Source organism: Mycobacterium sp. Aquia_216 (genome assembly GCF_026723865.1).
Lineage (GTDB): Bacteria > Actinomycetota > Actinomycetes > Mycobacteriales > Mycobacteriaceae > Mycobacterium.
Window position 1 is genome coordinate 5,393,294 of sequence record NZ_CP113529.1, and the last position, 26,113, is coordinate 5,419,406.

The 26,113-nt window shown below is 65.9% G+C and carries 22 protein-coding genes and 3 pseudogenes; 10 read left to right on the plus strand and 15 right to left on the minus strand.

Features of this window, described 5'->3' with window-relative positions:
• Positions 1–2 precede the first annotated feature (2 nt).
• The 3 genes from purN to OK015_RS25150 form a co-directional block, all read right to left on the minus strand.
• Positions 3–632 (minus strand): phosphoribosylglycinamide formyltransferase, encoded by a 630-nt coding sequence (gene purN / locus OK015_RS25140; RefSeq protein ID WP_268127175.1) that lies wholly within the window; start codon positions 630–632, stop codon positions 3–5.
• Between the two features lie 82 nt (positions 633–714).
• Complete coding sequence (locus OK015_RS25145; protein WP_268127177.1) at positions 715–2,136, minus strand: cell division protein PerM; 1,422 nt, start codon at positions 2,134–2,136, stop codon at positions 715–717.
• 39 nt (positions 2,137–2,175) lie between these two features.
• On the minus strand, positions 2,176–3,030 hold the full coding sequence (locus OK015_RS25150) for a DUF5336 domain-containing protein (RefSeq protein WP_268127179.1): 855 nt from the start codon (positions 3,028–3,030) through the stop codon (positions 2,176–2,178).
• A 283-nt stretch (positions 3,031–3,313) separates the two neighbouring features.
• On the opposite strand from OK015_RS25150, the gene OK015_RS25155 reads away from it, so the two are divergent.
• A complete protein-coding gene (locus OK015_RS25155; RefSeq protein ID WP_268127182.1) occupies positions 3,314–4,162 on the plus strand; it encodes an LLM class F420-dependent oxidoreductase in 849 nt (282 codons plus the stop codon).
• A gap of 3 nt (positions 4,163–4,165) precedes the next feature.
• Here OK015_RS25155 and OK015_RS25160 read toward each other — a convergent pair whose 3' ends face one another.
• From OK015_RS25160 to sucC, 4 genes and pseudogenes are all read right to left on the minus strand, one after another.
• Complete coding sequence (locus OK015_RS25160; RefSeq protein WP_268127185.1) at positions 4,166–5,692, minus strand: acetyl-CoA acetyltransferase; 1,527 nt, start codon at positions 5,690–5,692, stop codon at positions 4,166–4,168.
• 68 nt (positions 5,693–5,760) lie between these two features.
• Positions 5,761–5,862, minus strand: a pseudogene (locus tag OK015_RS29350) (hypothetical protein); the annotation flags it as partial.
• Positions 5,863–5,902: 40 nt separating this feature from the next.
• On the minus strand, positions 5,903–6,805 hold the full coding sequence (gene sucD / locus OK015_RS25165; protein ID WP_268127187.1) for a succinate--CoA ligase subunit alpha: 903 nt from the start codon (positions 6,803–6,805) through the stop codon (positions 5,903–5,905).
• A gap of 14 nt (positions 6,806–6,819) precedes the next feature.
• Positions 6,820–7,983, minus strand: a complete 1,164-nt coding sequence (gene sucC, locus OK015_RS25170) for an ADP-forming succinate--CoA ligase subunit beta (protein ID WP_268127189.1) — start codon at positions 7,981–7,983, stop codon at positions 6,820–6,822.
• A gap of 264 nt (positions 7,984–8,247) precedes the next feature.
• Here sucC and OK015_RS25175 point away from each other — a divergent pair, with 264 nt between their 5' ends.
• Both OK015_RS25175 and OK015_RS25180 read left to right on the plus strand, forming a co-directional pair.
• A complete protein-coding gene (locus OK015_RS25175) occupies positions 8,248–9,339 on the plus strand; it encodes a M23 family metallopeptidase (protein WP_268127191.1) in 1,092 nt (363 codons plus the stop codon).
• A gap of 1 nt (position 9,340) precedes the next feature.
• Positions 9,341–9,904, plus strand: coding sequence for a hypothetical protein (locus tag OK015_RS25180; protein WP_268127193.1), 564 nt, complete (start codon positions 9,341–9,343; stop codon positions 9,902–9,904).
• A 12-nt stretch (positions 9,905–9,916) separates the two neighbouring features.
• Here OK015_RS25180 and pcrA read toward each other — a convergent pair whose 3' ends face one another.
• Positions 9,917–12,253, minus strand: a complete 2,337-nt coding sequence (pcrA, locus tag OK015_RS25185; RefSeq protein WP_268127195.1) for a DNA helicase PcrA — start codon at positions 12,251–12,253, stop codon at positions 9,917–9,919.
• A gap of 349 nt (positions 12,254–12,602) precedes the next feature.
• Between pcrA and OK015_RS25190 the strand changes: the two genes are divergently transcribed.
• Both OK015_RS25190 and pgi read left to right on the plus strand, forming a co-directional pair.
• Positions 12,603–12,875 (plus strand): chorismate mutase, encoded by a 273-nt coding sequence (locus tag OK015_RS25190; protein WP_085219831.1) that lies wholly within the window; start codon positions 12,603–12,605, stop codon positions 12,873–12,875.
• 111 nt (positions 12,876–12,986) lie between these two features.
• Positions 12,987–14,651, plus strand: a complete 1,665-nt coding sequence (gene pgi, locus OK015_RS25195; RefSeq protein WP_268127200.1) for a glucose-6-phosphate isomerase — start codon at positions 12,987–12,989, stop codon at positions 14,649–14,651.
• 27 nt (positions 14,652–14,678) lie between these two features.
• Here pgi and OK015_RS25200 read toward each other — a convergent pair whose 3' ends face one another.
• From OK015_RS25200 to cobF, 4 genes and pseudogenes are all read right to left on the minus strand, one after another.
• A complete protein-coding gene (locus OK015_RS25200) occupies positions 14,679–15,428 on the minus strand; it encodes an SDR family oxidoreductase (protein ID WP_268127202.1) in 750 nt (249 codons plus the stop codon).
• Positions 15,429–15,469: 41 nt separating this feature from the next.
• The gene (locus OK015_RS25205; RefSeq protein WP_268133079.1) at positions 15,470–15,937 is read right to left on the minus strand and encodes a zinc finger domain-containing protein; all 468 of its coding nucleotides are present in this window, start codon (positions 15,935–15,937) and stop codon (positions 15,470–15,472) included.
• A 207-nt stretch (positions 15,938–16,144) separates the two neighbouring features.
• Positions 16,145–16,333: pseudogene (locus tag OK015_RS25210) on the minus strand (DNA-formamidopyrimidine glycosylase family protein); the annotation flags it as partial.
• Positions 16,334–16,376: 43 nt separating this feature from the next.
• Entirely contained in the window at positions 16,377–17,129 is a 753-nt protein-coding gene (gene cobF, locus OK015_RS25215; protein ID WP_268127204.1) for a precorrin-6A synthase (deacetylating), read from the minus strand.
• 172 nt (positions 17,130–17,301) lie between these two features.
• Between cobF and OK015_RS25220 the strand changes: the two genes are divergently transcribed.
• From OK015_RS25220 to OK015_RS25235, 4 genes are all read left to right on the plus strand, one after another.
• Positions 17,302–18,207 carry an AurF N-oxygenase family protein gene (locus OK015_RS25220; protein WP_268127206.1) on the plus strand — a complete coding sequence of 302 codons (906 nt, stop codon included), beginning with the start codon at positions 17,302–17,304 and terminating at the stop codon, positions 18,205–18,207.
• Positions 18,204–19,424, plus strand: coding sequence for a DUF4873 domain-containing protein (locus tag OK015_RS25225; protein ID WP_268127208.1), 1,221 nt, complete (start codon positions 18,204–18,206; stop codon positions 19,422–19,424). Before OK015_RS25220 ends, OK015_RS25225 begins: the two co-directional genes overlap by 4 nt.
• A 269-nt stretch (positions 19,425–19,693) precedes the next feature.
• Positions 19,694–20,458 carry an STAS domain-containing protein gene (locus tag OK015_RS25230; RefSeq protein WP_442791160.1) on the plus strand — a complete coding sequence of 255 codons (765 nt, stop codon included), beginning with the start codon at positions 19,694–19,696 and terminating at the stop codon, positions 20,456–20,458.
• 105 nt (positions 20,459–20,563) lie between these two features.
• Positions 20,564–21,430: an LLM class flavin-dependent oxidoreductase gene (locus OK015_RS25235; RefSeq protein WP_268127212.1), complete on the plus strand. Its 867-nt coding sequence runs from the start codon at positions 20,564–20,566 to the stop codon at positions 21,428–21,430.
• Positions 21,431–21,488: 58 nt separating this feature from the next.
• Here OK015_RS25235 and OK015_RS25240 read toward each other — a convergent pair whose 3' ends face one another.
• Positions 21,489–22,289, minus strand: coding sequence for an enoyl-CoA hydratase/isomerase family protein (locus OK015_RS25240; protein WP_268133081.1), 801 nt, complete (start codon positions 22,287–22,289; stop codon positions 21,489–21,491).
• 84 nt (positions 22,290–22,373) lie between these two features.
• Here OK015_RS25240 and OK015_RS25245 point away from each other — a divergent pair, with 84 nt between their 5' ends.
• Complete coding sequence (locus OK015_RS25245) at positions 22,374–23,291, plus strand: class I SAM-dependent methyltransferase (RefSeq protein WP_268127215.1); 918 nt, start codon at positions 22,374–22,376, stop codon at positions 23,289–23,291.
• A gap of 7 nt (positions 23,292–23,298) precedes the next feature.
• Here the strand turns inward: OK015_RS25245 and OK015_RS25250 are convergent.
• Positions 23,299–23,712: pseudogene (locus OK015_RS25250) on the minus strand (fumarylacetoacetate hydrolase family protein); the annotation flags it as partial.
• Between the two features lie 142 nt (positions 23,713–23,854).
• Positions 23,855–26,110 carry an ATP-dependent DNA ligase gene (locus OK015_RS25255; protein WP_268127218.1) on the minus strand — a complete coding sequence of 752 codons (2,256 nt, stop codon included), beginning with the start codon at positions 26,108–26,110 and terminating at the stop codon, positions 23,855–23,857.
• Positions 26,111–26,113 lie beyond the last annotated feature (3 nt).

The following is a 26,113-nucleotide window of genomic DNA, read 5'->3' on the forward strand; positions in this document are numbered from 1 at the left end:
GCTCATCCCAGGGTCGCCTTTCGTCCGATCCAGGTCACGCCGCGGTTCGCGATCGCGGCCACCACATCCACCAACAGTCGCCGTTCGATGACTTTGATGCGCTCGTGCAATGTCTCTTCGTCGTCGCCGTCGAGCACCGGAACGGGCTCCTGCGCCAGGATCGGCCCGGTGTCCATGCCGGCATCTACCAGGTGCACCGTACAGCCAGTGACCTTCACACCGTAAGCCAACGCTTCGGGAACCGCGTGCGCTCCCGCGAATGCGGGCAATAGCGCCGGATGCGTATTCAGCGTGCGTCCGCAGAATCGCGAAAGGAATTGCGGTCCAAGTATTTTCATGAATCCCGCAGAGACGATGAGATCGGGTGAGTGCGCGGCGGTCGCCTCGGTGATGGCGGCGTCCCAGGCATCGCGGTCGGGGTAGTCGCCAAGCCGGACGGTAAAGGTGGGAATCGCCGCGGCCGTGGCGATCTCGGTGGCCCGGCAGTCGCGGTCCACGCCGACGGCGACCACGCGTGCCGGATAGTCGTCGACGGCGGCAGCCAGCAGGGAATTCAGTAGCGATCCGGTGCCCGATGCCAGCACCAGCAGTCGCGCCGGCGCACTCGGGGGCACGCGGAGCGGTTCGACCACATCGCGAGCCTACTAACGACGATGTCCCGCTGACGATACGACCGGCCGAACCCCGAGTTGTCGCTTCAGGCGGGGGGAGCGGCTAGTCCTCGGAGTCGCGCCCGACCGCGGGTTCGTCGGGCGCCGGTTCATCGGGGGTGGGCCCGCCGGGCGTCGGCGCGTCGAACGCGGGGTCGCCGGGCATGGGTTCGGCGAGCGTCGGTTCGGCGAACATGGATGCCTCCTCGGCGTCGAGCAGCATGTCGTGTCCGGCAGCGGGGCCGGCCTCGTCGAACACGCCCGCGAAGTCCTTGGGGTCCTCCGCCGGCGGCGCGGCCGCGCGTTTGGATTTGGGCCGCCGGGACCTTCTAAGTCGGATGGGCCTGATCCCGCCGGTCATCACCACCGTGACCCAGCCGACGACCGCGAACCAGAAGAAGGTGCCCACCCATAAGGCACCCTGGTCCACCCCGACGTCGCCGAAGTTGCCCAGTCGGCCGCTGCTGCCGAGCGCCAGCAGCGACATCATCAGCGCCCCGACCACCGCGGCAACGAGCAGCTTGACCAGCGCTGGAACTAGCGGAAGCGGACGACGCGCGCATTGCTGTCCGACCGCCACACCCGCCGACGCCCCGACGATGAGCAGGGCAACCCACACCGGCCCCAACGGTGGCGTGGGAACCGCGGCCAGGACGGGCAACGCCGGGATGTCGCCGCCGAAAACGGTGAACGAGCTGAACGTCGCGAAACCAATATGTGCGCTGGAACCCACCGCGACCGCCGACGTGCCCACGATGACGTTGGGCGCATAGAGCACCGAGAGCACGGTGATGCTGAACTCGCCGAAGACGGAATCGGTGATCCCGTAGAGGTCTTGCATCGTCGACCAGTGCACAACCAGCGATCCCGCCGTCACGAACCCGGAGAGCCCGACCAGCGCCAGCACGCCGGCGGCCGCGGCACGCAGCGAGTCGCCCAGCCAGAAGGGCAACGACGCCACCGCCAGCGCCCGCCGGCCCACCCGAGACCCCACGCCGATCGCGGCGCCGATGGCGTGGACCACCAGGACGCTCGAGAACGCGCGCAGGGCGTTGGGCGTCTGCAGCTCGGTGAGCACCGTGGACGCGTCGTGGATGACCGCCAGCGCGATCGCCGCGATCAGCAGCGGACCGCCGAGCGCCGACGCGACAACCCAGCGGACCACGAGCCAGGACGAATACTTGCTGGTGGCCCGTGCCGTGGTGCGCGCGGTCGCCCACACCATGAACAGGATTGGCAGCAGCGGCAATACGCCCAACTCGCGGCCACCGATCGAAATCGGCACCCGGTGTACGCCGAGCCAGATGCTCGCGATCGCGCCCAGCGCGCCGGTCATGTCGCTGTTGGCGATCAGTAGCTGCAGCAGTGTGACCGCGGCGATGATGACCAGCGCCAGCACAGCTGGGCCGAACGCGACCCGGACGAGGTCACGAGCCTGGCGAGCACCCGCTGCCCGGTTGTCCCCGCTTTCTGACACCCTTGTCACTCTTGGCGCACGTGCCCGACGAGGCGCGAGGGCCCGCGGTTAGGCCGGGGCCGGTCCAGACGGTGACGACGGCGACTGGTCGCCGCTCTGCTCGGACCCACCCGCACCGCCGGCCGACGGTGGCGGGCTGAAGCTCGGGAACCCGGTGGGCGGCGTGGACGGACCCTGCTGGGATGCCGACTGCGGTCCGGACTGGGCACCGAATCCGCCGGTCGGGATCGCGCTCTGGGTGGGAGCCTGGCTCGACGGGTAGCCGCCGTATTGCGATCCGTACCCCCCGGGGGCCTGCGGGTTGTGCTGCTGCGGGGACTGCTGGCCGTAGTAGCCGCCGTGCTGCTGAGCTCCGTATTGCCCGTACTGGCCGTATTGCCCGTACTGCGCGTAAGGGTCGTACTTGGGCCGCGGCGGCGGCGCGGTGATCACTCCGGAGTCCAACAGCAGCACGACGACGGAGGCGACGGCCTGGAGCACGCTGCACGCCACCAGAGGCCACATGGCCCAGCCGATGGCGAATCCGGCCGGGGTGTTGATGACCTCCGCGATCGACAGCAGCGCGCCCAGCACGGCGACGGCCGCCACCACCCCGGCGTAGTTCTTCGCCTTGGGCAGCAGGCTCAGCCCGGCGAGCAGCGCGGCCAGCACGGCGACGAGCACCGCGGTGCCGGCGTCACCGGCGCGTCCGCCCGAGGCCGGACCCAGGTCGGCGCTGAGCACGAACGTCGGCCCGAAGTTCAGCAGGTACACCGCCAGACCGAGTACCACCACCGCGATGTTGACGTACAGCGGAAGCTTGCTCGCGGCGTCGTCGGTCTTCGCGAACGATGGTGTGGCGCCCGGATAGGAGCCGCTGGGCTGCGCTTGCGGGTATCCGGGACTCCCGGGCGAGTAGGTCATAAGTCCTCCTGTTGCTTCCAATGCCTTCAGACCTCGGCGGGCGTCACGCCACTGTTGCAGTGCGACGCTGTGCTTCCAGGGCCCGCCGTTCTCAAACACCAAGACGTGCCCGCGCTCGTGTTACGCGCGATCGATCAACCACGCTAGCGCACGTTCGGGCGCCCGTGCCGGAGCGACCGGCGCCCGCGCGCGACCAGGGCCGATCGTCGCGTGACCCCATCTTCGCGATGGTCTGCGGGGGGCAGCTTGCTCAGCACAGGTAGAACACGTTCTAATTCTGTGCATGGATTACGGGCTTGTGCTTTTCACCAGTGACCGAGGCATCGCTCCGGCGGCCGCCGCCAAACTTGCCGACGACCACGGCTTTCAGACGTTCTACGTGCCGGAACACACCCACATCCCGGTCAAGCGGGAGGCGGCGCACCCGACGACGGGTGACGAATCCCTGCCCGACGACCGGTATATGCGCACGCTGGACCCGTGGGTGAGCCTGGGCGCCGCGTGCGCGGTCACCTCGCGGGTGCGGCTGTCCACGGCGGTGGCGCTGCCCGTCGAGCATGACCCGATCACGCTGGCGAAAAGCATCGCCACCCTGGACCACCTCTCCGGTGGCCGGGTCAGCCTGGGCGTCGGATTCGGCTGGAACACCGACGAACTCGCCGATCACGGCGTGCCAGCCGGGCGGCGCCGCACCTGCCTGCGCGAGTACCTCGAAGCAATGCGTGCGCTGTGGACACAAGAGGAAGCCGAATACGACGGCGAGTTCGTCAAATTCGGCCCCAGCTGGGCCTGGCCCAAGCCGGTGCAGCCGCACATCCCGGTGCTGGTGGGCGCCGCGGGCACCGAGAAGAACTTCAAGTGGATCGCACGCAGCGCCGACGGCTGGATCACCACGCCGCGCGACTTCGACATCGACGAGCCGGTCAAGCTGCTGCAGGACACCTGGGCGGCCGCCGGCCGCGACGGCGCCCCGCAGATCGTGGCGCTGGACTTCAAGCCGGTGCCCGAGAAGTTGGCGCACTGGTCCGAGCTCGGCGTGACCGAGGTGCTGTTCGGTCTGCCGGACAAGTCCGAAGACGAGGTCGCCGCCTACGTTGAGCGCTTGGCCGGCAAACTCGCCGCCCTGGTCTAAGGCTCAGGCCAGCGCGGCCCGGTTGTCCTTTTCCGTCGGCCGCACCACGATCGACGCCCCGAGCGGCTCGCCCTCGCTGAGCAACCCGACCAGATCGGGGTCCTCGGTCAGAGCCAGGAAGCGGCTGCCGTCGTCATCGAGGCGGCCGATGATGATGCCGGTGTGCACCGGCCAGTCGTAGCGCACGGTGTAGGTCTCGATGGTCGCCGGACCGTCCGCCTTGACCGTGACCGGCAGCTTGGGACGGGCGGCGACCTCGGCGCGCAGCGCCGCGCTGTCGTCGGGCTTCCAGTCCACCGGCATGGTCGAGTACACCCCGACGGAGTACTTGCTCATGATCCCGCCATTGGCGGCGACCAGGCCGAATTGACCTGGACGGTCACGCATTTCGCTGACCGTCTCGGCGATGCCGTGCAGTGAGTAGTTGTTGCCCGGTCCGCCGAAGTACGGCAGGCCGCCGGTGAGCGTCAGCCCGCGGGGATCGTCGGTGGCCAGACCCGTCCCGTCGCAGAAGTTGAACACCGGCACCGGAAAGCAGCTGTAGAGATCGAAGGTCGAGACGTCGTCGATACCGATACCGGCCCCGGCGAGCGCTTCCTGGACCGCCAGGACCGAGGCCGAGTTGTACGTCAGGTCGACGCGGTCCAGCAGCGGCTGATCCACCATGTCGGCGTGGCCGTGCAGATACACCCAGCGTTCCTCGGGCACGCCGAGCCGGCGCGCGGCGGCCACCGACATCAGCAGCACGGCCGCACCCTGATTGACCTGGTCACGGGCCAACAGCAGCCTCGGGTACGGATCGCAGATCATCCGGTTGGACGCGGTCACGGTGATGAGTTCGTCGACGCTGCGCTCGAGCGGGGAGGACGCAAAGGGGTTCTTCGCCGCCACTTTGGTGAACGGGGCGAACAGCTCACCCATCTGGCGCCGGTACTCGGCCACGCTCAAGCCCACCCGGCCGCGACGCGCGTTCTCCAGCAGCCCGTACTGGGCCGGCGCTCCGATCAGGCCATGGGCGACGGTGTAGTCGTCGAACAGCCCGTCGTAGCCGAAACCCCGGTCCTCGAGCGAACCTTCGACAGTGTCGGAATGGTCGGGCTTATCCCGGTCGGCGAAATACCGAATGCTGGACGTGTTTTCCGAGCCGAATATCAGCACGACCTCCGCCTCACCCGAGGCGATGACGCCGGCGAACTCAGTGACCAGATGCTGGGGGCCCTGACCGCCGATGGGCTCGAGAATCGCGCGGGCCGGTGCGGCACCGATGCGCTTGGCCACCGACCGCGGGTAGTTGTTGGACTTGCCCATCGGCGCCGGTGTGCGCCCGGAGAGCTCGAACTGCCGGATCGCTGCGACGGTGTCAATGGCCGCGGCGACGGCGGTGGCGTCCGTCCCGGAGCCATGCAGTGCGGCTTGCGCCGCTGCCGTCGCCAGCTCCACCGGCGACATCCCGCGGTAGCCGGAGTCCTCGATGCGCTCGGTGAACTGCCCCACACCGACGACGACAGGAGTGTTCGGGTCGAGATTCATAGGTCAACTATCTACCGCAGACGTTTCCCGGTCGAATCGGGGCCCCTCCGCAGCACCACGGGTCGATAGTGGCGACCCGCTTCGCCCGGCTGCGCCGCGCTCGCGATCACCACCACGGGTCGATAGTGGCGACCCGCTTCGCCCGGCTGCGCCGCGCTCGCGATCACCACCACGGGTCGATAGTGGCGACCCGCTTCGCCCGGTCTCCCGCTACAGGCTCTGCAGGATTTCCCGGGCGAGTGCCGCGGTCTCCGACGGCGTCTTGCCCACCTTGACGCCGGCGGCCTCCAAGGCCTCCTTCTTCGCCGCCGCGGTGCCCGACGAGCCGGACACGATGGCGCCCGCGTGGCCCATCGTCTTGCCTTCCGGCGCAGTGAATCCCGCGACGTAGCCGACGACCGGCTTGGACACATTGGCCTTGATGTAGTCGGCCGCCCGCTCCTCGGCGTCACCGCCGATCTCACCGATCATGACGATGACCTTGGTCTCGGGGTCCTTCTCGAAGGCCTCGATGGCGTCGATGTGGGTGGTGCCGATCACCGGGTCGCCACCGATACCGATCGAGGTCGAGAAGCCGAAATCGCGCAGCTCGTACATCATCTGGTAGGTGAGCGTGCCCGACTTGGACACCAGCCCGACGGGGCCGGATCCGCTGATGTTGGCGGGAGTGATGCCGGCCAGCGCCACGCCCGGCGTGATGATTCCGGGACAGTTCGGCCCGATGATGCGGGTCTTCTGTCCCTTGTCGACGTTGTAGGCCCACGCATATGCGCTGTCCTGCACCGGAATTCCCTCGGTGATGACCACCAGCAGCGGGATCTCGGCGTCGATCGCCTCGATGATCGCGTCCTTGGCGAATTTCGGCGGCACGAAGACGACCGACACGTTGGCGCCGGTCTCCTTGATCGCCTCGGCAACGCTGCCGAACACCGGGAGTTCGACGTCCTTGCCGACGGGGTCCACGTGCGACACGGTCGTGCCCGCCTTGCGGGCGTTGACGCCGCCCACCAGGTTCGTTCCCGCCTTGAGCATCAGCGCGGTGTGCTTGGTGCCCTCACCACCGGTGATGCCCTGGACGATGACCTTGGAGTCCGCGTTAAGAAAAATAGACATGGGTCATGGCTCCCTTACTTGTTCGCCAGCTCGGCGGCTTTGTCGGCGCCCGCGTCCATGGTCTCGGCCTGGATCACCAGCGGGTGGTTGGCTTCAGCGAGGATTTGGCGACCCTGGTCGACGTTGTTGCCGTCGAGCCGGACCACGAGCGGCTTGTTGGCCTCGTCACCGAGCATGTTCAGTGCGGTCACGATGCCGTTGGCGACGGCGTCGCAGGAGGTAATGCCGCCGAACACGTTCACGAACACGGCCTTGACCTGCTTGTCGTTCAGGATGACATCGAGTCCGGCGGCCATCACCTCGGCCGAGGCGCCCCCGCCGATGTCGAGGAAGTTGGCCGGCTTGACCCCGCCGTGCTTCTCGCCGGCGTAGGCGACGACGTCGAGCGTGGACATCACCAGCCCCGCGCCGTTGCCGATGATGCCAACCTGACCGTCGAGCTTGACGTAGTTGAGGTCGTGTTCCTTGGCCTTGAGTTCCAGCGGGTCGGTGGCGTCGCGGTCCTCGAACTCGGCGTGGCCGGGCTGCCGGAAGTCGGCGTTGGCGTCCAGGGTGACCTTGCCATCCAGCGCGAGGATCTGGTCGTCCGGCGTGCGCACCAGCGGGTTGACCTCCACCAGCGTGGCGTCTTCGGCGACGAACAGCTCCCACAGCTTGGAGATGGTGTTCGCCGCGGCGTCGAGGACCTCGGCCGGGAGGTGACCCTGCTCCGCGATGGAACGGGCGGTCGCGAGGTCGACACCGGTCACGGCGTCCACCGGCACCTTGGCCAGCCGCTCGGGCTTGGTGGCGGCCACCTCTTCGATCTCCATGCCGCCCTCGACCGAGCACATCGCCAGGTAGGTGCGGTTGGCGCGGTCGAGTAGGAACGAGATGTAGTACTCCTCGGCGATGTCGCTGGCCTCGGCGACCAACAACTTCTTCACGACGTGGCCCTTGATGTCCAGGCCGAGGATGTTCTTGGCGTGTTCGTAGGCGTCGTCGGGTGTTGCGGCGTATTTCACGCCACCGGCTTTGCCGCGGCCGCCGACCTTCACCTGCGCCTTCACCATCACCGGCGCACCGACCTCCGTCGCGATTTCCTTCGCGCCCTCGGCCGTGTCGGTGACCCGACCGGGCGTAGTAGGTACGTTGTGCTTGACGAACAGCTCTTTCGCTTGATACTCGAAAAGGTCCATGAACTCACTGTCTTCGCTCGACTTGACTACAGGCCTACAGGTAGGCGGTGCCGGAATCGGCAACTCGCACGGTGGAACTGTATCCACACTCCAAATCGCCGCTGCCGCCGCATCCACCGATGTGGCGCAGCTCACGACACGCCGAATGAGGACTAAACGTGATCCAGTTCACAATCCTGCGCCGAGGTTGCCAGTCGGATCGGTAAACGGATAACGTCCTAAAGTCCAGATAACGTTATGGTCACGATACGAGGACATTTCAGCTTGTCCCAACACCGTCTTGCGCGTTCTCCTGCGTTGTCAGGAGGAGGCCGCCCCCACCGCGAGAGCTGGGCGCAGTCGCACCGCAACGAAGTCACCGAGATCCTGCCGCTGGACGGATTCGACTTCGACGACCTGGACTTCGCGGATTCCGGCGAACTCGACGACCTGGACCTGAGCAACGACTCCACATTCGATTACGAAGCACAGGTGCTGCTCGCGCCCGAGCTGGACGACCTGGATGAGATCGACGATCAGACCCCGCTGCGCCTGGCGGCCCCCGCCCCCGTGGCCGCCAACGAGGGCCTGACCCAGCTCGCCCTCAAGCTCGGCGCGGACTCGCATCCGGCTGGCGCGGACGTCACCGACGTCATCGGTATGGCCCGCCGCGGCGGGCAACACCGCAAGCAGCCGACCAGCGCGGCCAAGGGTCGTGTGCTGATCTCCGCGATGGCCGCCGGCGCCGCGGCCGCGGCGGCGCACACCGCGACCAGCCAGGCCGAAACCACCAAGGCCGAGACCGTGCTGACCGCTAACGCGTCGGCCCTGATCGGCGGGACGAGCGGCAACGCCACCCGCGGCCCCCAGGTGATCGCGGTCCAGCCCGTCGCGAACGCGTTGCACAACCAAGAATTCGCCAAGGGCGTGGCCTTTGCTAACGATCGCGCCCAGCGCGAAGCGCGACTGCAGCAGCCGCTGTACGTCATGCCCACCCACGGGATCTTCACGTCGAACTTCGGGTATCGCTGGGGCGTGCTGCATGCCGGCATCGACCTCGCCAACTCGATCGGAACGCCGATCGTTGCGGTGTCCGACGGCGTCGTCATCGACGCCGGCCCAACCGCCGGCTACGGAATGTGGGTCAAGTTGCTCCACGCCGACGGCACTGTCACGTTGTATGGCCACATCAACACCGCGCTGGTCAGCGCTGGCCAGCGGGTGATGGCCGGCGACCAGATCGCCACCATGGGCAACCGGGGCAACTCCACCGGCCCACACCTGCACTTCGAGGTGCTGCAGGGCGGCTCCGAACGAATCGACCCGGTGCCGTGGCTGGCCAAGCGAGGACTTTTCGTCGGCAATTACGCTGGTTGAGGTGACCGCGCCGAACGACCCTTCGCCTTCTGAGCCCCCCGCCGAATCACGGACGCGGATCATCCGGCGTGCTCCGACCGGACCGATTCCCTCGATCCCGGAAAGCCCGACCACGCATCTGCCGCGCCAGGCGGTCGCCGATCAGGAAGCCACTCGCGCGGCTGCGCGCAACGCGGTGCCGGATCGCCCGGTCGATGAGTCGAGTTCGCGGACGGCGGTCGGGGCCGCTGCGGTCAGCATCGTCAGCGGCTGGGCCACGTCGGTGGTGGCCACCGATCTGATCGCCGGCTGGTGGCGGACCGACCGCCTATTCTGCATCGCGATCGCGTTTCTCGCCCTGACCTTCGCGGCGACCACCGTCGCCGGCGTCATCGCGCTGTTGCAACGTCGGGCCGTGGGCCGCTACCTGATCGCGACGGGGGCGGTGGTTGCGGTGCTGACCTATGGCGGCGTGTTCATCGCCGGCGCACGCGTCGCGTGGATCGTGCACGCCTTCCCGCTGCTCCCGATCGCCAGTGTGGTGTTGGCGATGCACCCGCAGACCAAACGCTGGCTGCAACGGTAGTCGAGCCGAGCTCTACAGCTTGCTGACCGGGGCGTGGTTGTGCATCAACTTGACCCGTCCGGAGCTGCCGAAGTCGATCAGCGACATCGCCGATTCGCCGACGCCGGAGACTTCCTCGACCCGGCCCAGCCCGTACTTGTCGTGAGTCACGCGATCGCCGGGCGCCAGCACCAGCAGCGGACGCTTGCTTGCTCCGGAGCGGGTGGGCGCGGCGCGCGGCGTTCCGAACCGTCCGGCACCGCTCACCGGCGCGCTGTAGGACGGGGCCGGTGCAGTGCGCCGCCACTCCATCAGTTCTTGCGGAATCTCTTGCAGGAAGCGGGATTCGGGGTTAAGCATCGGCTGCCCCCAGGAAGACCGGACAATGGCCCGGCTCACATACAGCCGCTGGCGGGCGCGGGTGATGCCCACGTAGGCCAGCCGCCGTTCCTCGGAGAGTTCCATCGGGTCGTCGAGCGCCCGCATGTGCGGGAACATGCCGTCCTCCCAGCCGGTGACAAATACCACCGGGAACTCCAGACCCTTCGCGGTGTGCAGGGTCATCAACGTCACCAGGCCCGCGGCGTGCTCGGGAATCTCGTCGGTGTCGGCGACGAGGGAGACCCGCTCCAGAAATGACGCCAGCACCCCGGTGTCGGGCACGTCTTCATCCTCGAGGGCCTGTGCGGAATCGTCGAGCGCGGCGGTGTTGGCCTGATCGATGCTGAATTCGTGTGCGACGCTGACGAGTTCGTTCAGGTTGTCCAGCCGGGCCAGTTCCTGCGGATCGGTTGAGGACTCCAGCTCCCGGCGATATCCGGTGCGCTCCAGCACCGACTCGACCAGATCGCCGAGGTCGTCGTCGAGGTGGCCCCGCAGCTCGTCCAGCAGCTCGACGAAACCCGAAATCGCCTTCTCTGCACGGGAATTGAGCATCGGAACTTTGCCTTCGGCGGCGGCGACCAGCGCGTCGGCGAAGCTGGCGCCGGTGTTCTCGGCGTAGACCGCGACACACGCCTCGGCGCGATCGCCGATGCCGCGGCGCGGGGTGTTGAGGATGCGTCGCATGCTGACCGCGTCGCCCGGGTTGTCCAGCACCCGCAAGTAGGCGACGATGTCGCGGATTTCCTTGCGTTCGTAGAAGCGGACTCCCCCGACGACCTTGTACGGAATTCCGGCGCGGATGAACACCTCTTCCAACGATCGCGACGAGTTGTTGGTGCGATAGAAGACGGCTACATCGTTATAGGTAATTTCGCCGCGCTGGGCGAGCGCGTCAATTTCTTCGGCCACGAACCTGGCCTCGTCGTGTTCATTGTCGGCGACGTAGCCGACGATCAACTCCCCTTCACCGGCGTCGGTCCACAGCCGCTTCTCCCGGCGCCCGGAATTCCGCGCGATCACCGAATTGGCCGCCGACAAAATGTTCTGCGTCGAGCGGTAATTCTGCTCGAGCAGAATAGTCGTCGCATCGGGGTAGTCGCGCTCAAACTCCTCGATATTGCGAATGGTCGCGCCGCGGAACGCATAGATCGACTGATCGGCATCCCCGACCACACATAATTCCGCGGGCGGCACGTTGTCGTCGGACGAATCACCATCGTCGCGTCCGACCAATTCCCGCACCAACACGTACTGCGCGTGGTTGGTGTCCTGATATTCGTCGACCAGGACGTGCCGAAACCGGCGCCGGTAATACTGACCGATCTGCGGGAAGGTCTGCAGCACCGCGACCGTCTCGCCGATCAGGTCGTCGAAGTCCAACGCGTTGGCCGTCCGCAGCCGCCGCTGGTATTCGCTGTATACCGAGGCGACGGTGCGCGCCAGATCATCGGATTCGTCCGTGAGATTGGACACAGCCTGGTCCGGATCGATCAGCTCGTTCTTCAGGTTGGAGATGCCGACCGACAGCAGTCGCGGCGAGTACCGCTTGATGTCCAGGCCCATGTCGCGCCCGATCATCTGCAACAGGCGCCGCGAGTCGTCGGCGTCGTAGATAGAGAAGTTCGAATTGAGGCCTTGGATCAGGGAGGCCTGGTTGCGCAGGATGCGCACGCAGGTCGAGTGAAACGTCGACACCCACATCGCGCGGGCGCGGTTGCCGACCAGCCGTACCACCCGTTCGCGCATCTCAGCAGCGGCCTTATTGGTGAAGGTGATGGCCAGAATCTGTCCGACCCCGACACCGCGCGCGGCGACCAGATAGGCGACGCGACGCGTCAGCACCGCGGTCTTCCCGGAGCCCGCGCCCGCCACGATCAGCAGGGGCGAGCCCTCATGTACCACCGCTTGGCGTTGTTGAGGATTAAGGCCGTCGAGCAGCTGATCGATCCCGGCGGCGAGCTTGGCATCAGTTGCGTGCACAGTCATGTCTGCCTAAATTTACCGCTACCCGCCGACGAGAAAGGCCCAGGCTACGGCCCCCAAGCAAGGTGAGGTTGCTGAACTCGTCGTTTTGCCTCGGGGGGTCCGAGCGTGTGGCACACTCGTTACATGGACAATGCACAGCTCCATCGCCGCCTATCGATCCTCGAGTGGCGTCGCCGATTTTACTGTGGGTACCGCCCAGCGGTCCCCATGGTCTAGCTGTGGATGCTAGAGCCCTGTGGTCCGCCTTCGGATTCAGGGCTCAAACTTTTTCCAAAGCCGGATAACGTTTTCAAGCCCAATAGCGAACAAGACCAAAAGAACAACATCAAAACAACACGGGGGTGTAGGGATGAGCGTCGAGATGATCGACATTGAACAGTTGGCGAACATTGAAGAGTTGCGTCTTGAGATCGACCGGCTCGATGCCGAGATACTCGCCGCTGTCCAGAGGCGCGCCGAAGTTTCTCGCGAGATCGGCCGGGCCCGGATGGCATCCGGCGGCACCCGGTTGGTCCACAGCCGGGAAATGAAGGTTATCCAGCGCTACAGCGAGCTCGGCCCGGAAGGTAAAGACCTGGCGATGCTGTTGCTGCGGCTGGGCAGGGGCCGGCTCGGCCACTAAAGATCCTCAGTATCGAGGATTATTTCTACCGCCAATTTCGGTATTGCCCGGGCGTTTTGCGCTGGCCGCCAGCGGTGGCTGTGGCCGGTGAGTCGGCACTAGGGTCGAACCATGACCTCCGTGCTGACTATCTCCGACATCACTGCCACCCCGGCGTGGGACGCCCTGCGTAGGCATCACGAACAAGTCGGCGAAACCCACCTCCGCCAATTCTTCGACGACGACCCGGATCGCGGCCGCGATCTGACCGTGACGGTCGGCGACCTCTACATCGACTACAGCAAGCACCGTGTCACCCGCGAGACGCTGCGCCTGCTGATCGACCTGGCACGGGCGGCCAATCTCGAAGAGCGCCGGGATCAAATGTTCTCCGGCGTGCACATCAATACCTCAGAGGATCGCGCGGTCCTGCACACCGCACTTCGGTTGCCCCGGGATTCCGAGTTGGTTGTCGACGGCCACAACGTCGTCGAGGACGTCCACAGCGTGCTGGATGCGATGGGTGATTTCACCGACCGGCTGCGCAATGGTGAGTGGACGGGGGCCACCGGGGAACGGATCAAGACGGTGGTCAACATCGGCATCGGCGGATCGGACCTCGGTCCGGTGATGGTGTACCAAGCGCTGCGCCATTACGCGGACGCGGGTATTTCGGCGCGCTTCGTCTCCAACGTCGATCCGGCCGACCTGGTCGCCACCCTGGCCGAGTTAGAGCCGGCCACAACGCTTTTCATCGTCGCGTCCAAGACATTCTCCACCCTGGAGACGCTGACCAACGCGACCGCGGCGCGCCGCTGGCTGACCGACGCGCTCGGTGATTCGGCAGTATCCAAGCATTTCGTCGCCGTCTCGACCAACAAGCGTCTGGTCGACGAATTCGGAATCAACACCGACAACATGTTCGGGTTCTGGGATTGGGTAGGTGGGCGCTACTCGGTCGATTCCGCGATCGGGCTGTCGGTGATGGCGGTGATCGGCCGAGAGGCCTTCGCCGACTTCCTGTCCGGGTTCCACATCGTCGACGAACACTTCAAGACCGTCCCGCTGGAGTCCAACGCGCCGGTGCTGCTCGGTCTTATCGGGCTCTGGTACTCCAACTTCTTCGACGCGCAGTCGCGCGCCGTGCTGCCCTACTCCAACGACTTGGCTCGGTTTGCCGCGTACCTGCAACAGCTGACCATGGAGTCCAACGGCAAGTCGACACGCGCCGACGGCAAGCCGGTGACCACTGAGACCGGCGAAATCTTTTGGGGCGAACCAGGAACCAACGGCCAGCATGCTTTTTACCAATTGATCCACCAGGGCACCCGTCTGGTGCCTGCCGATTTCATCGGCTTTAGCCAGCCCACCGACGATCTGCCCACCGCCGACGGCACTGGCAGTATGCACGACCTGTTGATGAGCAATTTCTTCGCGCAGACCCAGGTGCTGGCGTTCGGCAAAACCGCGGCGGAAATCGCCGCCGAGGGCACGCCCGCCGAGGTGGTGCCGCACAAGGTCATGCCCGGCAACCGACCGTCCACTTCGATTCTGGGCGAACGGCTTACGCCTTCAGCGGTGGGACAGCTGATCGCGCTCTACGAGCATCAGGTGTTCACCGAAGGCGTGGTGTGGGGAATCGACTCGTTCGATCAGTGGGGTGTCGAGCTGGGCAAGACGCAGGCCAAGGCGCTGCTTCCGGTGCTCACCAGCGACAGCTCCCCCGCGCCCCAGTCCGACAGCTCGACGGATGCCCTGGTCCGTCGCTACCGCACCGAACGAGGCCGGGTCAGCTAGTCGCTCTCAACCGGTCCGGCGCTGACCTTAGGCGAACGGCTTGGTCAGCGGCGGCGGCAGCACCCGCATCAGCTGCACCAGCGGCGCCCACGGCCATCGCGGCACCACGGCCCGTCCGGGCTCGCGCTCGATGGCAGCGACGAGGGCCTTGACGCCAGTTTCGTTGTCCACCATCAGAATTGTGCTTGCCGATTTGGCGGTCATCTCCGACTCGATGTAGCCGGGCTCGATCACCGAGACCTTGATCGGGCCCTTGGCATACTCCGCGCGCAGCGACTCCCCCAGGGAACGCACCCCGGCTTTGCTTGCGCAATAAGCAGCTTTGACACCCGGCACGCCGGCGTGGCCCAGCACCGACGAGATCAGCACCAGATGGCCCGAGCCGTTCTTGGTGAACATCTCCAGAGCCGTTTCGATCTGCACCAGCGCGGCCACCAGGTTGGTCTCGATGGTCTTCTTGTTCGCCCATAATTTGCCGGAGCCCAGCCGGGCGCCGCTGCCAATGCCGGCGTTGACGACGATGCGGTCGATGCCGCCGAGCTCGTCGCTCAGCTCCGCGAAAACCTTCGGCACCTGCTCGTGCTCCCGAACATCCAGCGTGGCGACCGCGAGCTTGATCGCGGGATACTGTTGCGCCAGCTCGGCTTTCAGCTCGTCGAGCCGGTCGGTTCGACGGGCGCACAGCGCCAGGTCGCGACCTTTGGCGGCAAAGGAACGCGCCATCCCGGCGCCCAGGCCGGAGCTGGCGCCGGTGATGAGGATCTTCTGGCGAGTCACCCGGGCAGCATATCGACAGGTGTCAGGTGCCGGCAGATCGGCTACTTGAGCAGCCGAGACATGCGCCGATCGGCCAGCACCTTGCCGCCGGTCTGGCACGTCGGGCAGTACTGAAAAGACTTGTCCGCGAACGACACTTCCCGCACAGTGTCCCCGCATACCGGGCAGGGCAGCCCGGTGCGGGCGTGCACCCGCAGCCCGGAGCGCTTCTCCCCTTTGAGCATCGCGGCTCCCTGGCCGACGGAACGGTGCACCGCATCGGTCAACACCGAGATCATCGCGTCGTGCAGGGTGATGAGCTGTTCGCGCGTCAGCTTCCCGGCCGTGGCGAACGGCGAGATCCTGGCGACGTGCAGGATTTCGTCGCTGTAGGCATTGCCGATCCCGGCCATCACCTTCTGGTCGGTGATCACGGTCTTGATCCGGCCGGTATTGCCGGCCAGCACCCCCGCCAAGTCGTCGGCACTCAGATCCAGGGCGTCCGGGCCCAGCGCGGCGATCCCGGGCACCTGCTCGGGATCGTCGACCAGCCACACCGCTAGCCGCTTCTGGGTGCCGGCCTCGGTCAGGTCGAAGCCCGGCCCGGTCCCGGGAACGCCCAGGTGGACGCGTAGCGCGATCGGCCCCTTGCCCGGCCGCAGCGGCGCCGCGGCCAGCTTGTCCGACCAGCGCAGCCAGCCCGCGCGCGACAGGTGCGCGATCAACAGCAGATTCTCCGCCTGCAGCCCCAGGTACTTACCCCACCGGTTGGCTCCGGTAATCGTCAGGCCGTGCAGGGCCGTGATCGGCGGATCGAAGGTTTTCAGGACGGACAGCGCCCCGACGTCAACGCGACCGATGGTCGATCCCACGGCATGGCGCCGCAGGTGGTCGACCAGCGCTTCGATCTCGGGCAGTTCGGGCACACATTCAGTTTGCCGATCGCGGCTGTGCAGTGTCCATCGAGGCTCACGGCGCCCGCAATAAATAGGTATCCATGATCCAGCCGTGCCGCTCGCGGGCCTGCGAACGCAGCGCCGCGATCCGCGACCCCACCTCGCCGACAGTGCCCTTCACCAGCAGTTCGTCGTCGGTGCCCAGGTAGGCGCCCCACCAGATCCGGGTATCGGGGCGGCAGTTCTGAAACGAGCAGTCCGCGTCGAGCATCACCACCGCCGAGCCCGACAGCGGGTGCGTGCGCAGCTGCCTACCGGTGGTGATCAGCACCGGTTCGCCGACGTCATTGAGCGGGATGCGGTGCCGGGCGGTCAGCGCCTGAACGGCGGTGATGCCAGGGACGACGTCGAACGTGAACTCCACCTCGGCGGCGACCGCGTCGAGGATCCGCAGCGTGCTGTCGTAGAGCGACGGGTCGCCCCAGGCCAGGAACGCACCGACGCCGTCGGGCCCCAGCTCGGTGACAATGGCCTGCGCCCAGATCCGCGTGCGCGCCGCATGCCAGTCAGCAACCGCTTCCCGGTAATCGCCTTGCCGGTCGCCCGGATCCGCCCGCTTTGGATCGGGCAACTCCACGAACCGATAGCCCGGTTCGCGGATGAACCGCGTGCAGATCTCCCGTCGCAGCCCCACCAGGTCGCTTTTCGCCTCGCCCTTGTCCATCGCGAAGAACACCTGAGTGTCGTTGAGCGCCGCGATCGCCTGGACGGTCACGTAGTCGGGGTCCCCGGCGCCGATACCGATCACGTGGATATGCCGACTCACCCGCTACCTCCTGACGCTCGTTTCCCGTCACATTGCCGAATCGCAACCTCAAACACCTAGTCGGGACCTCAAGTACCCAGTACCATGGGTATCGTCTGAAGCACCCAATGGAGGGACGCCAGCGATGACTCGCGCCGAGACGATGCAGAGCGAAGCGATGAGGAGTGGCGCCATGACCTCAGCGGTGCGGCCAGGTGGGCCGAGTCGGGAAGAATTCTCGGAACGGTTATTGAAGGGCTCGGTCAAGAAGTCCTACGAGCCGACTGTCGACATCGACTGGGATGCTCCGCTGGACCCGGAGAAGTTTTATCTGCCGCCCCGGCTGGTCTCTCTGTACGGCACCCCGATGTGGGACGAGATGACCCGCGAGCAACAGATCGAGCTGTCCCGCCAGGAACTGGTGAACACCCTCTCGGCCGGAATCTGGTTCGAGAACATGCTCAATCAATCGTTGTTGCGCACGATCCTGCATGAGGACCCCACCAGCCGGTCGACGCATTACAAGCTGACCGAGCTGGGCGACGAAACCCGGCACATGGTGATGTTCGGCAAGGCCATTGAGCGCATCGGGGCCAAGCCGGTGCGCCCGCGGCTGTGGCACCGGATGATCATCAACGCCTTGCCACTGGCGTTCCAGCGCGGCTCGATGCTGTGGATGGCCGCACTGATCGGTGAAGAGATTTTCGATTCGCTGCAACGGCAAATGTTGGACGATCCGGAATTGCAGCCGATTATCCAGCGGCTCATGCGAATTCACGTGACCGAAGAAGCCCGCCATATTCAGTTCGCGCGCGACGGCGCCCGCAAGCGTGCGCAGACGATGCCGCGCTTGAACAAATGGTTCATGGCCAACATCAACGGGTTCGGTGGCTACTTCTTCCGTTACCTGTTCAGCAGTCCCATCCCCTACGCGCGGACCGGGCTGGACCCGAAACGAGCACGAGCGACGGCGCGCAGCAATCCGCACCGCCACGAGACACAGGTGTCCGGCTTTGCGCCGCTCGCAGCGTTTTTGACCGAGAACGGCTTGCTGGGCCCGATCGCGCGGCGCGGCTGGAAGCGCACCAAGTTTCTGTGAGCCCGCCGCGCGTCATCATCATCGGCGCCGGGGACCGCGGCCGCGGCGTCGCAACCGAGTTGCTCAACGCGGGCATCACTGACTTCGTCACCGTGCCGAGCGACGACGACATCGCTTCGGTGTTCGACGACGACACTGACACCTGGGCACTGAACGGCACTGGCGGCCAAAACTATCGAGCCGAAGTCGTCATCGCCGCCGAGCCGCGGATGCTCGTACCGTGGATACCAGAGCTAGCCGGGCACAATGACTTTCGCGGCACGTCGATTCACGCGGCGCAGTGGGACGCCGACTTCGATCCCGGCGGCAAGCACGTCGCGATCATCGGCGCCGACGCCAGCGCCGGTCATTACCTGCGACAGTTGACCGCCGCGGCGACCTCGGTCACCGTTTTCGCGCACCCACCGCGCCGGATCGTCGCCGAGTTGCCGTTGCCGGCGACCCGTGTCAAGCGATGGCTGAGCCGCCAGACCCGGGCTGCGTTGGGCGGTCGGCAATCTCCACCCGCGCTTGTGGCATCGGCGATTAGCGCTATCACCCCGTCGGGCGTCCGCACCAGCGATGGTGTCGACCACCGAGCGGACGCGATTATCTACGGCACCGGATTCACGATTCCCGATCGCATTCCCCGGCTGGTCGGTGCCGGCGGGTTGTCCCTCAAACAGGCCTGGGTCGACGGCACCGAGCCCTTCCTGGGCGTCGCGATCTACGGCTTCCCCAACTACTTCCTGATCACCGGGCCCGACGTTGGTAGCCAAATTCGCTACGTCGTCGAATGCATCGGGCTGATGAAACGCAGTGGCAGCGCTCGTATCGAGGTACTGCGCAGCAGTCAGCAGGTATTCAACGAGCGCGCCCATTTGCGCCCCGCTGCCGCATTCCGGCCGGCATCGGCGTTCGATCTGTCGTCCGGCGCCCCCTCCGGCAATCAGACCTACGACGGTATGGCAACGCTGACAATCGCCGGCACGTCCCATTCGGTGCGCGTGCGCCTGGCCGGGCACCTGGACCCGATCGACGGCCGTTACCACTGGCAGGGAACGCTTTTTAGCGCGCCGGGAGAGTCGCCACCGGACGACGAACTCAGGCAGATTCGAACGGCGACGCTCACAGTGGGTGAGCGCAGCGCGACGGCCCGCATCGTCGAGCAGACGCCCTGGGGCACCCATGCGGTCGCCGGGGTGGGCCCTCCCCCTTACGCGATGCCCGCATTCTGAACGGCCCCGAATTCTCCTGATCTGGTGGCATCGATGCCACTGAACTAACGTGAGAAGTCTCTGCCGCCCGGGGGGCGGTTCCTCATTTGGTTTGCCGGGTGGGAATTCGAGGAGCAGAAGATGGAACGCCGGATCGAGACGCCTAGTTGCTTTCCGACCACGTTAGGATTCGTGTGCCCTAACCGCGATTAGGACACACGCCCACAAACCGCTGCATCGTGGAGCGGGATAAGTAGGGATACTGTCCTAGACGGAAAGGAGTGCCTAGCGTGAGTGCGGTAGCCGAGTCGCCCAGCTCGCTGGCCGTCGTGACGCGGACGGACGACTCGATCGCAGTCCTGACCGTCGGTGGCGTGCTCGACGCCAGCAACTCTGGCGCGCTGCGCGAGAGCATCTCCAAAGCAACGCTGCAACAGCCGACCGCCGTCATCGTCAACATCAGCGAACTCAAGGTGCCCGCGGAGTCGGCATGGTCGGCCTTCATCAGCGCCCACTTACAGCTCGGCACCCAGACCAAACTTCCGATTGTGCTGGTCAGCGCCCATCGCACGACCCGCGAAGCGATCACCCGCAGCGAAGTCACGCGCTTCATGCCGGTCTATTCGACCGAAAAAGGGGCCCTGAAGGCGCTCGGCCGGCTCACCCGTCAAACCCTCCAGCGAGCCGATGCGGAGCTGCCCGCGACCCTGACCAGCCTGCGCGAATCGCGGCGGCTGGTCCGCGAGTGGCTAACCGAATGGGGACAATCCGGACTCATCCCGGTCGCGCTGGTGGTCGTCAACGTGTTCGTGGAAAACGTGCTCGAACACACCGGCAGCGTCCCGAAGATGCGGATCGAGACCGACGGCGAAACGGCGACCATCGCAGTGTCCGACGAGAGCACTTCGGCCGCCGTGCGACTGCCGTCGCCGGACAAGGGCATCGACGTGTCCGGGCTGGCGATTGTCGACGCGTTATCGCGGGCGTGGGGCAGCACCCCGACCTCGTCGGGCAAGACCGTCTGGGCCATCATCGGCCCCGAGAACCAGCTTTAGCCGGGCCGCTCCACCCGTTCGCACGGTTCTGCGGGGACCCGCCCGCAAGCCAAACTAGAACACGTTCTAGTGTCGTGTGACGGCCCCCACAGGAAGGCGGATGACGTGCGGTTCACCTACGCAGAAGCGATGACGGACTTTAGGTACTACATCCCGCTGGCCAAGGCCGCCGAGGCAGCCGGGTACCACGCGATGACGATTGCCGACAGCATCGCCTATCCCTTCGAATCCGACTCCAAGTACCCCTACACGCCCGACGGCAATCGCGAGTTCCTGGACGGCAAGGAGTTCATCGAAACCTTCGTGCTGACAGGGGCATTGGGCGCGGTGACGACGAAGCTGCACTTCAACTTCTTCGTCCTCAAGCTGCCCATCCGGCCGCCGGCGCTGGTCGCCAAGCAGATCGGTTCGCTGGCCGCATTGACCGACAACCGGGTGGGCTTCGGAGTCGGGACCAGCCCGTGGCCCGAGGACTACGAGCTGCTCGGTGTCCCGTTCGCCAAGCGCGGCAAGCGAATGGACGAATGCATCGAGATCATTCAGGGCCTCACCAGCGGCGACTACTTTGAATTCCACGGCGAGTTCTACGACATCCCCAAGACGAAGATGACCCCGGCCCCGACCAAGCCGATCCCGATCCTGATCGGCGGTCACGCGGACGCAGCGCTCAAGCGCGCGGCGCGACTCGATGGCTGGATGCACGGTGGCGGCGACCCCGCGGAACTCGACGGGCTGATCGACAAGCTCAAAAAATACCGCGAAGAAGCCGGCAAGACGGGCCCGTTCGAGATTCATGTCATCTCGGCGGACGCCTATACACCGGACGGCATCAAGCGGCTCGAGGACAAGGGCGTCACCGACGTCATCGTCGGCTTCCGCATCCCCTACATCATGGGCAACGACACCGAACCGCTGGACAACAAGATCCGCAACCTCGAAATGTTTGCCGAGAACGTCATCGCGAAGATCTAACGGCGGTCGCAAGCGCGGCGAAGCCGGGCGCGGCGGGCCGCCGCCATCAGCCGACGCCTCATAGGGGATCCCACTTGGGAGCCCGCTTCTCCAGGTGCGCCTTGGCGGCCTCGACGGGGTTGTTGGTGAATCCGCTGAGGATCTGGGTGCGGTTCTCGATCTCGATGGCATGCCGCAAACTGGGCGCATCCAGCGCCGCGTTGAGCCCGATCTTGGTCTGCCACACGCCGTAGGCGTTGTTCTCGGCGATCTCGCGGGCTTTGCGCACAGCGGCCGGCATCAGGTCGTGCGGCGCGACCACCTCATGCACCAGCTTGATGCGATGGGCCTCGTCGGCGTCGATGATGCGTCCGGTCAGCATGAGCTCGCGCGCCACCCCGGCGCCGACGATTTTCGGCAGCAGGTAGCTGGTTCCCATGTCCATCGACGAGAACCCGGCCTTGATGAACACCGAACCGAAGCGGGCCTGTTCGGACGCCACCCGAATATCGCTGACCAGTGTGAACGCGAGGCCGCCTCCGACGGCGACACCGTTGACCGCCGCGATCACCGGGATGTCCAGTTCGTAGATCCGGGTGTAGAGATTTGCCAGCCGTACCTGAGCGTCGTAGTTGATCTTGAACGCCGGAGTGGCCGGGCTGGCCGGCTGGGTCCAGGCCTGGCCGGTGCCGCTCAGATCGGCGCCGGCGCAGAATCCGCGCCCGGCTCCGGTGATGATCGCGACCCGGTACTGCCCGCCGCTGAGCACGTCAAGGGCGGCGTCCACGCCGTCGATCAGTGCCCCGTCGATCGCATTGAGGCGCTCCGGCCGGTTCAGCGTGATACAGGCGATGTTGTCCTCGAGAGTTTCCAATTCCACTGCGGGCATAGGGAAACGGTAGGCGACGTGGAGATTCACCAAGGAGGCATACCGTGGTTTCGACGCGACGACGAAGGAGAAACCATGGCACGAAGCGAAGGCGACACCTGGGACCTGGCCAACAGTGTGGGGGCCACCGCCACCATGGTCGCCGCCGCACGGGCGGCCGCGACCAAACGTCCGGAGCCGGTCATCAACGACCCGTTCGCCGAGCCGCTGGTGCGCGCCGTCGGGATAGACGCGTTCAACCGATTGGCCGCGGGCGAACTGGATTTCGACGCTGACGACGCCGGGGTGGCATTTCCGCGGATTACCGACACATTCGCCGCCCGCGCCCGGTTTTACGACGACTACTTCACCCAAGTCACCGACGGCGGCATCCGGCAGGTCGTGATCGTCGCGGCCGGGTTGGACAGCCGCGCCTACCGGCTTGCCTGGCCGGCCGGGACGACGGTGTACGAGATCGACCAGCCGGAGGTGATCGAGTTCAAGACCTCGACGCTGTCGAAGATCGGCGCGAAGCCCACCACCGAGTACCGCACTGTCGGCATCGACCTTCGCGAGGATTGGCCGGCCGCCCTGCGGGCCGCCGGCTTCGACGCCGCGCAGCCCACCGCCTGGCTCGCCGAAGGAGTGCTGATTGGCTTCCTGCCGCCCGAGGCCGAGGTTCTGCTGCTGGACAACATCATTTCGCTCAGCGCCGGCGGCAGCCGCCTGGCCGCTGACTATGGATCGGTTCTCGGGACGACGGAGGCGTCGCGGCGACAGGCCCAACAGATGAGCGAGGGCTGGCGACGCCTCGGATTGGATTTGGACTTCGCCGGTTTGTCCTACCCGGGCGAGCACACCGATGTCGCCGCACACCTGCACGCCCGCGGGTGGGGGGTGCTCAAGTTTCGGCTTGCCGAGCTGTTCACCGCCGCCGGGCTGCCGGAATTGCGGCACGCCGATCAGCAGGTCCCCGCCGACACCATCGGTTTCGTCACCGCGGTCCTGAAGTAGCGGACGGTCAGGCGCGTCTGGCCAGCCACTCGGCCTGCATGACCAGCAACGCCATCGCCTCCAATTGTGGTGTGTCCGGGTCGAGTTCGCGATAGCGCTGATACACGTTGACTACCACCCGTTCGGCGTCCAGCCAGGTGGTGTACTCGCCGAGGTCGATGGTGTCCGCGGCGTCGACCCAGGACAGTCCCTTGTCGTAGGCGGCCTTGGCTTGCTCGGCAACGTGCACGAGATAGCCACGGACCGCGCGGATCCCATCCGGGTCGGTGATCGGGCCGTGCCCGGGCACCACCGTCGGAGCGTCCAGCGCGATCATCGCGTCGCAGGCGGCGACCCAGTTGCCGATCGGGCCCGCCCACACGATCGGGGTGCAGCCGATGAACAGGAAGAACAGCAGGTCGCCGCCGAACAGCACCCCGGCAAGGCGTATCGGGTCGGGACGAGCCCGTCGGCGCCGCGCCCGACCAGGTCAAGCAGCGTCACCCCCGGTGGCATCGGGTGGATCGAGTCGCCGGAGAGCACCCCGGTCCGCTCGCCATCGGATCCTCGAAACGTCACCCATTTCATTCCCGCACCACCTCGCTTGGCAACTTGTCCGGCCGTAGCCCACGCCAACTCGGCTGGCGCAAGCGATCATCCGGGGTCCACTCGCTGTAGCGGACCTCGCCAACCAGAACCGGTTCGACGAACGTCACGCCCTTGGCGTCGCGTGCCGGCAGCCGGTCGGCGAACGGGGAGTCGTTGGTGTGCAGCGGCGCCAGGGTCTTCTTGAGATTGCTCAGGTCGCGTTCGGTGAAGCCGGTGCCGACCCTGCCGACGAAGCGCAGGCCGCCCTCGCCGGGAATGCCGACCATCAGTGAGCCGATGCCGCTGGTGCGCCCGCCTTCTCCTGCTTTCCAGCCGCCGATGACGACTTCCTGTGTGCTCCAATGCTTGTCCTTGACCCAGGATGCCGATCGTCGGCCTGGCTGGTAAGTAGAGTCGCGTTTCTTGGCAACCACGCCCTCCCACCCGTGCTCAAGGGAATGGTCGAGTGCGTCGGCGCCACCCCCGGGCAGCAGCTCGGGGACAATGAGACTGCTTGCGGCGGCGAGAGTTTCCAGCAGCCTTCGGCGGTCGGAGTATTTTGCCCGCAGCAGCGAGCGGCCGTCGAGATAGAGCAGGTCGAATGCCCAGAATTCGACGCGACTGCCGCGGCCGCGGTTCTGCATCGCGTGGAAGCTGGGCACGCCCGAATCGTCCAGAACCACGGCCTCACCGTCGAGCACCACATGATGGTCAGCGAAATCATCGGCCAGCGATTGCAATTGCGGATATTCGCCGGTGACGTCGCGACCGCTTCGGGACCGCACCCGCACGCCGCCATGATCCGCCTCGACCAGGAGTCGGTAGCCGTCCCACTTGCCCTCAAATGCCCACTGGCCGGCCTTGAGAGTGGCCACCGAACCGTGCGTTGCGAGCATCGGCGCGATCTCGTCGAAGTTGAAGACGTTCTGATCTTTCATCCGGTGCGCCAGCCACTGATTACCGTTGGTCTGAATCAGCGCATACCGTCCGGAGATTCGGCTGCCGTGCAGAGTCACGATGACCTCGTCATCGCGGAATTTCTCGGCATCGTAGGTTCCGGAATCCCAGATGATCACCTTGCCCGCACCGTATTCGCCTTTGGGGATGTTGCCCTCGAACGAGCCGTATTCGAGGGGATGATCTTCGGTGTGCACGGCCAGATGATTGACCGATGTCGTCTCCGGCAGGTTTTTCGGCACCGCCCACGACACCAGTACGCCGTCGCGTTCCAGCCGGAAGTCGTAGTGCAGCCGGCGGGCGTGGTGTTCCTGGATGACAAACGTATTTCCCTGGCCTGCAGTAGGTTTGGCATGCGGTACCGGTTCGGGTGTCTTCGCCGCGTCGCGCATGCTGCGGTATTGAGTCAACCGATCCGCGACGGGCGCGTCGGTATCCAGCGCCGCGAGCAGGTCACCATCACGGTCGACCCGGTCGAGCACCTCGTCGTAGCGCAACTGACGCACTTCCGGATCCTCGAGTTCCTCCCAGGTGCGCGGCGCCGCGACGGTCGGCTGCTCACGGCCACGCAGCGAGTACGGCGCAATCGTGGTCTTGGAGCCGTTGTTCTGGCTCCAGTCCAAGAACACCTTGCCGGCTCGCAGGCTCTTGGTCATCGTCGCGGTCACCAAGGTGGGCATCGTCTTTTCCAATTGCTGCGAAATGCGTTTGGCCAGCACACTCGCACCCGTACTGCTCACCGGTTCATCCAGCGGCGTGTAGAGGTGTAGCCCCTTGCTGCCACTGGTCAACGGAAAAGTGGCCAGCCCGATATCGGCGACCACCTCCCGCACGGCATGCGCGACCTCGCAGAGTTGAGTCATCGTGACGCCATCGCCCGGGTCCAGGTCGAACACCAATCGTGTTGCGGGCCCGGGCTTGAGTTCTTCGGCTTCACTGCGGGTCCACTGCGCGACGAACCGCCATTGCGGCACGTGGACCTCCAGGGCAGCCTGTTGGGCGATCCAGGCCAGCCCGTCGACGCTGTCGATGATCGGGTACGTCGTAGTCCCGGAGCGATGGGCCACGCTGGCGCGTGGCAACCAGTCGGGAGCTGTGGAAGCCAGCTGCTTTTCGAAAAATGAAGGCTGCTCAACCCCATTGGGCCAGCGCTTACGGGTCGCCGCGCGCCCGGCGATGTGCGGCACCATCACCTCCGCGATGGCGGTGTAATAGTGGAAGATGTCGGACTTGGTGGTGCCGGTCGCAGGGTAGAGCACCTTGTCGGGGTTGGTCAGTTTCACCCGAGGTGCCATGTT